Source organism: Janthinobacterium sp. 344 (genome assembly GCF_900112025.1).
Classification (GTDB): Bacteria; Pseudomonadota; Gammaproteobacteria; order Burkholderiales; family Burkholderiaceae_D; genus Janthinobacterium.
The window spans coordinates 288,244-298,407 of record NZ_FOKL01000001.1; the positions used below are offsets into that span (position 1 = coordinate 288,244).

Sequence of the window (10,164 nt, forward strand, 5' to 3'; positions counted from 1 at the left end):
GATCTCCCATCATGCTTTTTCCACCTTCACGAGGAAGGACTTGAATTCCGGTGTCTGCGAATTCGCATCCCCCACGCCCGGTGTCAGGGAGTTGATCAGGTACCCCGGCTTGGCCACCCCTGTAAAGCCCCAGTGCAACGGCAGGCCCACGGTATGCACCTGCTTGCCTTCGATCTTCAAGGCCTTGATGCGTTTGGTGACGACGGCCTTGGCGATGATATGGCCCCGCTTGGAACTGACCCTGACCTTGCCGCCCGCCACCACGCCGATGCTGGCCGCCAGCTCTTCGCCGATTTCAACGAATTGCTCCGGCTGGATGATGGCGTTCAGGCGCGCATGCTTGGTCCAGTAATGGAAATGCTCGGTCAGGCGGTAGCTGGTGGCCACATGCGGGTATTCCTCATGCGTGCCGAACAGCTTGCGGTCATCGGCGAACACGCGCGCACCCGGATTGCTGGTTGCCTGCGGGTTTTTCGGATGCATGGGGTTGTAGCCCAGCGGATTTTCAAACGGCTCGTAATGCTCGGGGAACGGTCCTTCCGCCATGGCGCCGCGCGCAAAGAAGCGCGCCACGCCTTCGCCCAGCATGATGAACGGACCCATGCCATTTTCCGGCGGTTCGTCGACCTTGAAGTCGGGAATGTCGGCGCCGGTCCAGTTGGTGCCATTCCATTCGATCAGCTTGCGGGTCGGATCGAAAGGCTTGCCTTTCAGATCGCACGAAGCGCGGTTGTACAGCACGCGGCGGTTGGCCGGCCATGCCCAGGCCCAGCCCAGGGTCTGGCCGATGCCCGTCGGGTCGCTGTTGTCGCGGCGGCCCATCTGGTTGCCCGCCTGCGTCCAGCTGCCGGCGAAGATCCAGCAGCCGCTGGTGGTCGTGCCGTCGTCGCGCAATTGCGCGAACGACGCCAGCTGTTCACCCTTCTTGACCAGCAGCTTGGTCGGATCTTTCGGATCGTACAAGTCGGCCAGCGCCTTGCCGTTGAATTCGCGGGCGATCTCTTCCGGCTGCGGATTATGCGGCTGCGCATAATTCCACGTCAGGTTGAGGATAGGGTCCGGGAACTTGCCGCCCTCTTTCTGGTACATGGTGCGCATGCGCAGGAACAGGCCCGACATGATCTCCAGGTCGCTGCGCGCCTGGCCCGGCGGTTCGGCCGCTTGCCAGTGCCACTGCAGGACGCGCGAAGAACTCACCAGCGAACCGCGCTCCTCGGCGAAGCAGCTGGTCGGCAGGCGGAACACTTCCGTCATGATCTTGGTGGGATCGACTTCGTGGAACTCGCCATGCGGACGCCAGAATTCGCCCGTTTCCACGGCCAGCGGGTCCATGATGACGAGGAACTTCAGCTTCGACAGCGCTTCCGTCACCTTCTGCTTGTTCGGCGCGGAGGCGATGACGTTGAAGCCCTGGCAGATATAGCCCGTCATCTTGCCTTGGTGCATGTTCTCGATGGCTTGCATCAAGTCATACGGCTTGTCCAGCTTGGGCAGGTAATCGTAGGCGTAGTTGTTCTCGGCCGTCGCGGCATTGCCCCACCACGTCTTCATGAAGCTGACGTGGAACTTGCGGTAATTGCTCCAGTAGCTGAGCTGGTTCGGCCGCAGCGGCTTGGTGGCGCGCGCGGCGATGTAGGCGTCGAAGTCCTGCTCGCCCTCGTTCGGCAGGGTCATATAACCCGGCAACAGGTTCGACATCAGGCCCAGGTCGGTCAGGCCCTGGATGTTCGAGTGCCCGCGCAAGGCGTTCATGCCGCCGCCGGCGATGCCCATATTGCCCAGCAACAGCTGCACCATGGCGCCCGTGCGGATGGTTTGCGCGCCCGTCGAGTGGTGCGTCCAGCCCAGCGCGTACAGGATGGTGCCGGCGCGTCCCGGCACGGCGGTCGAGGCCAGCGCCTCCGCCACCTTGTGGAACTTGTCAGGCGACACGCCGCACGTGCGCTCGACCATCTCGGTCGTGTAGCGCGCGTAGTGCTTCTTCATCATCTGATAGACGCAGCGCGGGTGCTCCATGGTCGGATCGATCTTGGCATAGCCATCGTCGCCGATCTCGTAATCCCAGGTGGCCTTGTCGGTGTACTTGCCTTTTTCCTTGTCGAAACCCGAGAACAGTCCATCCTCGAACGCATAGTCTTCGCGCACGATGAAGGGCATGTCCGTGTAGTTGCGCACGTACTCATGCTGGATCTTGTCGTTCGTCAGCAGATAATTGATGATCGCGCCGAGGAAGACGATGTCCGTGCCGGTACGCGTGGCGCAGTAGTAATCTGCCACGGATGCGGTACGGGTAAAGCGCGGATCGACAACGATCAGCTTGGCCTTGTTATGCGCCTTCGCTTCCGTTACCCATTTGAATCCGCAAGGATGTGCTTCTGCTGCATTGCCGCCCATGACCAGGATCACGTCGGCATTCTTGATATCGACCCAATGATTCGTCATCGCGCCACGGCCAAACGTCGGGGCAAGACCTGCCACCGTCGGTCCGTGTCATACACGCGCCTGATTATCAAAGGTCAGCATCCCCATGCTGCGCACTGTCTTGTGGGTCAGATACCCGACCTCGTTGCTGCCGGCGGACGCGGCCAGCATGCCGGTGGAGAGCCAGCGGTTGACGGTCTTGCCGTCGGCATTCTTTTCGATCAGGTTGGCGTCGCGGTCATCCTTCATCAGGCGCGCGATCTTGTCGAGCGCCACATCCCAGGAGATCGGTTGCCATTCCGTGCCGCCCGGTGCGCGGTACTCGGGCACTTTCAGGCGGTTGGGGCTGTGGATGAAGTCGACCAGGCTGGCGCCTTTCGGGCACAGCGTGCCACGGTTCACCGGATGATCGGCATCGCCTTCCACGTGGATGATGCTGGAGACGGCATTTTTCGCGCCATCGCCCAGGCCATACAGCAGAACGCCGCAGCCAACGGAACAGTAAGGACAGGTATTGCGGGTCTCGGTCGTGCGAGCCAGCTTGTATTGCCGTACCTCGGCCATCGCCTGCCCCGGTGCGAAACCGAGCAAGGCGAGGCTGGAGCCAGCAATCGTGGCGCCTGTCACCCGAAGGAACTGGCGCCTGGATATCTGAACCATATCAGACCTCTATGATGTGAGTAAATAAAAAGTCATACAACGTCATGGCGGTGTCATATGCATCAGGCATAAACACCATGTCTGCGCCATATAAGACGTATTTTACCCCTCAAACACAGTCAAGGCTTAGTCCGCCGGAATTAATTGCACATAGTCAACATTAATTTATCGGTACCGAATGGTTCCTCTAAATGGCATGGCCGGCAATCGCGCCCCGCTTGCCCGGCGGCTGGCCCCTTGGACGCGGCCGCGCCGGCCAGAGCGACTAGCATGAAAAAACCCGCTCGCAAGCGGGTTCGATTGCCTGCCCAGCGCAGCCGGCGACATTACAGGCTGTAGCGCAAGGTCAGCGCCACGTTGCGCGGCGCGCCCGGCAAGCTCAGGTTCGGGCTGGACCCGTGGCCCGAGACGATGTAGCGCGTGTCGCCGATATTGTTGACGTTCAGCTGCACTTCATAGCGGCCCGTGCGATACGCGGCCATGGCGTCGGCCGTCACGTAGCCGGGCAGCACCACCGTGTTGCCCGGATTGGCGTAGCGGCTGCCGACGGCATTCGCGCCGCCGCCCACCGTGAAGCCGTGGCCCAGGTCCTTCGTCAGCCACAGGTTGGCCGTGTTACGCGATGTCAAGGTGGCGCGCTTGCCTTTGACGGCCACGGCACTGGCCGTCGTCGTGCCCGGCGCATTCACGCTGCGGTCGACGGCGATGGAATCGGTGATGGTGGCGTCCAGCCAGGCGTAGCCCGCCATCATCTTCCAGCCGTCGTGCAAGTCCGCGTTGAAGGTCAGCTCCAGGCCGTCCGTGCGCTGCGTGCCGACGGGCACGATGCGGTTCGTGATGGGGTCGCTGGTCTTGATATTGTCGCGCTCCAGGCGGAACAGCGACACGCTGGCATTCGCGCGGCCGCCCCACAGCTCGTACTTGGCGCCCACTTCCGTGTTGCGCGTGGTTTCCGGCGCCAGGTTGGCATTGTTGGCGGCCAGCGCGAAGTTCTCGCCGCTGGGCTGGAACGAGCGGCTCCACGACGCGTAATACGACTGCGTGCCGCCCGGTTGCCAGACGAGGCCGGCGCGGGGACTGACGGCCGAATCCGTGCGCGACAGATTGGCGGTGGTCACGCCGGCCCCATTGGCCAGGCGCGACTGCTGCTGGTAGCGGTCATAGCGCAGGCCCGCCAGCGCTTTCCATTCGTCGCTGAAACTGACCGCATCCTGTACATAGGCGGCGGCCGTGTCATAGGTAGCAAAAGTATCGCTGCGCACGCCCAGCTTGCCGGGGTCGACCACGGGCAGCACGGGGTTAAAGATGGATACATTCGTCGCCACCACGGCGGCGGCCCAGCTGGCGGCGTCCTTGTTCTGCTTGCCGAACTCGGCGCCGTACAGCACTTCGTGGCGCGTGGCACCCGCGCGCAGCTTTTGCGTCAATTCCGTCTGGTTGAACCAGCCGCTTTCATCGCGGTTGAGCTTGGCATGCGCCAGGTTCATCGTGCCCCTGACTTCATTGACGTTACCGGAAATATTCGTATTGTTGCGGTCCAGGTGGTAATCGTAATAGCGGAAGGCATTGCGCAACGACAAGCTATCGCTGAACTTGTGCGTCAGGGTCGCGGCCGTGGACACCACGCGCGACTGGCTGAAATCGGCATCGCGGGCGTTCGCCGCGCCGTAATACGTGCGCGCATCGACGGCCACGGGGCGGCCCTGGTAGGACGGGATGCCGAAGTCCGTCAGGCGGCGGTCTTCCAGGTAGTCGCCCTGCAGCAGCAGCGTGGTGGCGCCGGACAGGCGGATGGCCACCGATGGCGCCAGCGCCGTGCGGTTGATGAACTGCTGGTCACGATAACTATCGGACAATTCACGCGCGCCCGTGAAGCGCCAGTCCACCGTCTCGCCGACCCGGCCCACGTCGACTTCGCCGCGGCGCCCTTTGGTATTCGTCAGGCTCAGCGCCACGTCCGTGATATCGATGCCGGGCTTCTTGGTGATGCGGTTCACCAGGCCGCCCGAGGAGCCACGGCCGTACAGCACGGCGGCCGGGCCCTTGATGACGTCCAGGCGCTCGACGTTCGACAGGTCGCGGAAATACAGGGCATCGTCGCGGAAGCCGTCGACGAACTGGTCGCCGATGGCCGTGAAGCCGCGGATGAATACCTGGTCGCGCTGTCCGTCGCCCGTGGACAGGCCCACGCCGGGGATATTCTTCATGATGTCCTGGAGCGACATGGCGTGCTGGTCGCGGATGACGGCGGCCGGCACCACGTTGATCGTCTGCGGCACGTCGCGCAAGGCCATTTCCGTCCTGGTGCCGCTGGCGGACGTGCCGGCGACATAGCCATTGCCGTCCTTGGCCGCCGTCACGGTCACGGCGGGCAGGCTTTCCTGTGCCCACGCGGCCAGCGGCATGGCGCCGGACGTGAGAGCGCCGAAGACGGCGAGAGTGATCGGTGTCCATCCTGGCGTGCGGCGTTGCGGCATACGGTTCCCTGGTTAATTATTAAATACGAATGATTATCATTAATATTTTATCAGGGAAAAGTACGAATAGTCAGGCGCGATGTAAGTGATAGTACTTATCAACCCCCTACTTGATGTAAAAAAGCAACAGGAAATCAATATCAAAAAATACTTAAAATTGCTTTGAGAAACTATTTCCACACGTCAATGCTATACTTCCGGTTTGCTGGTCAGCGGCACCCCGCGCCGCCACACCCCAGGCTTTACCTCCATCGCCGCGTCCTGCGCGGCGCGCCGCGATGCAATCCGCGGCACCCGAAGACCCCGATCCCCTGCGCCTTGCGGCGCCTGTCCGCCCTTGCTGGCGGCGGCGATCATGACTATTAATTGTTAGGAAATACATGAAAAACCTGAACATCGGCAGCCGCCTTGGCGTCGGCTTTGCTGTCGTATTGCTGTTGCTGGCCACCTTGACCATCACCGCCCTCGTGCGCATGCAAACGGCCAGCGACCTGACCTACCGCCTCATCAATACCAGCATCAAGAACCAGCGCATGGTGGCCGAATGGTCGAAGATCATTGAGCTCAACAGCGTGCGCGGCGTGGCCTCGTTCGAGATCGCCGATCCCGCCGTGCGCGCGAAGATCGAGGAAGACCTGAAGGTGGACGCGGAGCGTTCCAGCAAATTGCAGGACGACATCGTCGCCTCCTTGCGCAATCCCGGCGTGATCGAGCAGTTCAAGGTGGTGCGCAAGGTGCGCACGGATTACGTGACGACGCGCGGCCGCGCCTTCAAGATGAAGGCCGACGGCGACGTGGCCGGCGCCAAGCAAGTGTTCGAGAAGGAAGTCGCGCCCATCACCGTGGCCTACCTAGCCGAAGTGAAGCGCTTTGCCGACATGCAGATCAAGGCGGCCGACGGCGTCGGCGCCAGCATCATCGAAGCCTACAGCAGCACGCGCCTCTTCCTCATCATCATGGGCGTGGCCGCCGTGCTGATGGGCATCGGTTTTGCGTGGTGGATCACGCGCTCGATCACCGGCCCCATCCGCGACGCCGTGACAGTGGCGGAAACCGTGGCGGCTGGCGACCTCAGCAGCAATATCCGCGTGCAGAGCCGCGATGAGACCGGCCAGCTCATGCATGCCCTGAAAACCATGAACGACAGCCTCGTCGGCATCGTCGGCCAGGTACGCAGCGGCACGGACACCATCGCCACGGCGTCCGCCGAAATTGCCGCCGGCAACCAGGACCTGTCGTCGCGCACGGAACAGCAAGCCAGCTCGCTGGAAGAGACGGCCTCGTCGATGGAAGAACTGACCTCGACCGTGAAACAGAATGCGGACAATGCGCGCCAGGCAAATAAACTGGCCGGCGACGCGGCCGGCATCGCCAGCCGCGGCGGCGCCGTGGTGGCCGAAGTGGTCGCCACCATGGGTGACATCAACACCTCGTCGAAGAAAATCGTCGACATCATTTCCGTCATCGACGGCATCGCCTTCCAGACGAATATCCTGGCCCTGAACGCGGCCGTGGAAGCGGCGCGCGCGGGCGAACAGGGACGCGGCTTCGCCGTCGTGGCCACCGAGGTGCGCAACCTGGCACAGCGCTCGGCGGCAGCGGCGAAAGAGATCAAGGGCTTGATCGACGACTCCGTGCAAAAGGTGGACGTGGGCACGGACCTGGTCGACAAGGCGGGCAAGACGATGGAAGAAATCGTGCAAAGCATCGGCTTCGTCACCTCCATCATGAGCGAGATCAGCAACGCCAGCGAAGAGCAAAGCGCGGGCATCGAGCAAGTCAACCAGGCCATTTCCGAAATGGACCAGGTGACGCAGCAAAATGCGGCCCTCGTGGAAGAAGCCTCGGCCGCAGCCGAAGCGATGCAGGAACAGGCGAGCGAACTGGCGCAGGTGGTCAGCGTGTTCCGCCTCGATGCCAATGCAGCGGCCAGCGACCGCTTCAGCGTGAAAACGGCGCAGCGCGGCGCGCCGGCCGCCACCCCAGCCACCGCCGCCGCGCCGGTGCGCAAGGCATCGGCCCCTGCCCTGCGCCTGCCCGCGACGCGCGCCAGCGGCAAGGCAACGGCACCGGCCGAAGGCGAGTGGGAAGAGTTTTAAATCGGCTGCAGCAAGCCGCGCGGCGTCAAGCCAGCCCGGCTTGCGCAGTGTCAATCAGTGCCGCCAGCTCGCGCGGCACCGATTGCCCCAGGAATGCCAGCGCCAGCGCCTCCGGATCGAGGGCGGCGTCCGCCGGCAAGCCATGCTCGAAGCCGCCCACCATGATGCGGCAGAAATGCGGCGATTCGGCCCGCGTTTCCACATACCAGCACCCCGCATGGCCCTGCACGAAATATTCGCCGATAAAGTAGCCGAGCATGGTCTTCACCCACTGCCAGCTTTCATCGCGGATGACGATGGTGCGCATGGCCGCATCGATGTACGGCAGGTATTCGGCCGCGTTGGTCAACACTTCGTGCGCGGGCTGGATGCCCAGGCGCTCGACAAAATTCACCAGCGACGCGCCCAGCGCGTCATAGTAGGCATCAAAAGCCGTCTGGCTTTGTTGTAACAATTGTTCTTGTTCGTACGACAGCATGCACACTCCACAGACATTCGACAATTCCGCCCCTCCCGAGAAATAGCGCGGAGCAGACTTTCCCCTATTTTACGCGACGCTCACATCGACGCCGCTGCAGCAAGGCCTGGTTGCGAGCGGACAACTGCGTCACCTGCAGGTGCTTGCCCGCCTTCTCGTAGCGCTCATACAAGGCTTCGATGGCCGCGATGGCCGAGTGATCGGCCATGTGCAGATGCCGGCAATCGAGGATGACGCGGGCCGGATCGGTCGCCGCCTGGAACAGCTCCAGGAAATGCGTGGTCGAGGCGAAGAACAGGGTGCCGTGCGGCAGGTAGACGCGCAGGCCTTGCGTGCTGTCATCGATGTCGGTACGCATCTCGCGCGCATGTTGCCAGGCAAAATTCAAGGCGGCGATGACGATGCCGCACAGCACGGCCGTGGCCAGGTCCGTGAACACCGTAATGACGGTCACGGCGACGATCACCAGCGCATCCTGCGCCGGCACCTTGCCCAGCACGCGCAGCGAACCCCAGGCAAACGTCTGCTGTGCCACGACGAACATCACGCCCACCAGCGCGGCCAGCGGAATGCGCTCGATCAGCGGCGACAGGAAGAGAATAAACAGCAGTATCATCACGCCGGCCACCACGCCCGACAGGCGCGAACGCCCGCCCGAACTGAGGTTGATCATCGTCTGCCCGATCATGGCGCAGCCGCCCATGCCGCCAAACAGGCCCGACACCACGTTCGACGCGCCCAGGGCGATGCATTCGCGGTTGGGCTGGCCCCGGGTTTCCGTCATCTCATCGGTGAGATTAAAGGTGAGCAAGGTTTCCAGCAAGCCCACCATGGCCATCAGCGCCGCATACGGGAAGATGATGTGCAAGGTGGCCATGTCCAGCGGCACGGCGGGCCAATGCAGGGCCGGCAAGCCGCCCGCGATATGCGCCAGGTCGCCCAGGGTGCGCGTGGGCAAGTGCAAGAAATGGCTGAGCACGCCCACGCCGAGGATGGCCACCAGCGCGGGCGGCACGGCGCGCGTGATGCGCGGCAGCACGTAGACGATGGCCATGGTGAGCAGCACCAGCGCGCCCATGACGAGCAAGGACGTGCCCTGCAGCCAGGTTTCGCCGTGCGGCGTGGCCAAGCGAAAATGTTCCAGCTGGGACATGGCGATGACGATGGCCAGGCCATTCACGAAGCCCAGCATCACGGGATGGGGCACCATGCGCACCAGTTTACCCAGGCGCAAGAGGCCGAACAGCGCCATCAGGATGCCGCTCAGCACGACGGTCGCCAGCAGGTATTGCACGCCATGCTGCGCCACCAGCGCCACGATGACGACGGCCATGGAACCGGCGGCGCCGGAAATCATGCCGGGACGGCCGCCAAAGATGGCCGTCAATGTGCAAATGATGAAGGCGCCATACAGGCCCATCAGGGGATTCAACTGCGCCACCAGGGCGAAGGCGATGCATTCGGGCACCAGGGCGAACGAGGTGGTCAGGCCCGCCAGGACATTTTTTTGTACGTTCGGGTACCACTCTTCCCGAAAAGTTGCGTTGATCATTGAGTCAAATCCAGGGTTAAAACAGAGAAATGCGCGTGCGATGCAGAGTCATCGCACACAGCCATGCCCGCCGGCTTCACAGAAAAGCCGCGCCGCGGTCGAACGGAGCAGGAAAATCGTCAATGACTACATCGGTATGGCGGAAAGGGGAAGATTCTTCAGCGCACGGCTTGGCGTGGCTGAGCCTGTTGGCATTATACAAGATGCACCGCAGGCAAAAGCCAGGCCAGAGCACGGGCAAAAAAATAGCCCACTCGAAAGTGGGCTATTTTTTTCATCTGGAGGCGAGGACGGGAATCGAACCCGTCTAAACGGCTTTGCAGGCCGCTGCATAACCTCTTTGCTACCTCGCCAGAGGAACTGCTTGGGTGCGCCTTGCGGCCCACCTTGAAAACTGGAGCGGGAGAAGAGTCTCGAACTCTCGACCTCAACCTTGGCAAGGTTGCGCTCTACCAACTGAGCTACTCCCGCATTGGA

At 62.5% G+C, this 10,164-nt stretch carries 5 protein-coding genes and 2 tRNA genes; 1 reads left to right on the top strand and 6 read right to left on the bottom strand.

The genetic code is table 11. The annotated features are described in order from the left end of the window. Window positions 1-9: 9 nt before the first annotated feature. Both fdnG and BM193_RS01255 read right to left on the bottom strand, forming a co-directional pair. The gene (fdnG, locus tag BM193_RS01250; RefSeq protein ID WP_092794670.1) at window positions 10-3,081 is read right to left on the bottom strand and encodes a formate dehydrogenase-N subunit alpha; all 3,072 of its coding nucleotides are present in this window, start codon (window positions 3,079-3,081) and stop codon (window positions 10-12) included. Window positions 3,082-3,407: 326 nt separating this feature from the next. Further along, a complete protein-coding gene (locus tag BM193_RS01255; protein ID WP_092794674.1) occupies window positions 3,408-5,558 on the bottom strand; it encodes a TonB-dependent receptor in 2,151 nt (716 codons plus the stop codon). Window positions 5,559-5,938: 380 nt separating this feature from the next. Here BM193_RS01255 and BM193_RS01260 point away from each other — a divergent pair, with 380 nt between their 5' ends. Further along, entirely contained in the window at window positions 5,939-7,657 is a 1,719-nt protein-coding gene (locus BM193_RS01260; protein WP_092794677.1) for a methyl-accepting chemotaxis protein, read from the top strand. Between the two features lie 25 nt (window positions 7,658-7,682). Here BM193_RS01260 and BM193_RS01265 read toward each other — a convergent pair whose 3' ends face one another. From BM193_RS01265 to BM193_RS01285, 4 genes are all read right to left on the bottom strand, one after another. Beyond that, window positions 7,683-8,135: a hypothetical protein gene (locus BM193_RS01265; RefSeq protein ID WP_092794679.1), complete on the bottom strand. Its 453-nt coding sequence runs from the start codon at window positions 8,133-8,135 to the stop codon at window positions 7,683-7,685. Between the two features lie 64 nt (window positions 8,136-8,199). Further along, entirely contained in the window at window positions 8,200-9,687 is a 1,488-nt protein-coding gene (locus BM193_RS01270; RefSeq protein WP_092794684.1) for a SulP family inorganic anion transporter, read from the bottom strand. Window positions 9,688-9,966: 279 nt separating this feature from the next. Continuing rightward, window positions 9,967-10,040 (bottom strand) — tRNA-Cys (locus BM193_RS01280). 42 nt (window positions 10,041-10,082) lie between these two features. Continuing rightward, window positions 10,083-10,158, bottom strand: a tRNA-Gly gene (locus BM193_RS01285). Between the last annotated feature and the right edge of the window lie 6 nt (window positions 10,159-10,164).